Annotated in this window: 1 pseudogene; it reads left to right on the top strand. The window is 62.0% G+C overall.

Annotation, left to right across the window (positions count from 1 at the left end):
• Positions 1-187: 187 nt before the first annotated feature.
• Positions 188-552, top strand: a pseudogene (locus tag ACI3KW_RS23240) (hypothetical protein); the annotation flags it as partial.

Here is a 552-nt window from a genome sequence, read left to right as displayed (position 1 = left end):
GTAACGAACTCTCAGCGAAAGACATCGAGACCATAGTCGGGCTGTACGCCGGTTTCGAGGACGGTGAGTACTCAAAGATCTTCCGAAACGAAGATTTATTCTATCGAACTCTGCAAGCAACGCACGCTTGCGCATCGTAGGCACCCGCAATCTCGTCGACGCAGCCCGGCAGGCTGGTACGTCCCGGATGGCCGCCGAGAGCATCTCCTGGGTCTACTCCTCTGGAACCGACCTCGCCGGAGAGGCCGAGCCGCTTGATCCTGACCCCGCCGAGCCCAGGCATACGACAATCGCCGCGGTGACAGCGCTCGAGTCTGCCGTAAGCGAGATCCCGGAGCATGTTGTGCTGCGGTTTGGTCAGCTCTGCGGACCAGACACCTGGTACTCCCGCGACAGACGCTACGGCAAGAATGCACGAGCCGGTCACTTGCCAACCACCGAGACCGTGACGTCCTTCATCCACACCACTGATGCTGCCCACGCGACCCTCCTCGCGCTGGGGTGGTCGACCGGGATCTGGAACATCGTCGATGACGAGCCCGCGGCCGGGCA

Origin of the sequence: Devosia sp. ZW T5_3 (genome assembly GCF_044987315.1) — a bacterium.
Classification (GTDB): Bacteria; Pseudomonadota; Alphaproteobacteria; order Rhizobiales; family Devosiaceae; genus Devosia.
This window is presented reverse-complemented; position numbering and strand designations above follow the sequence as displayed.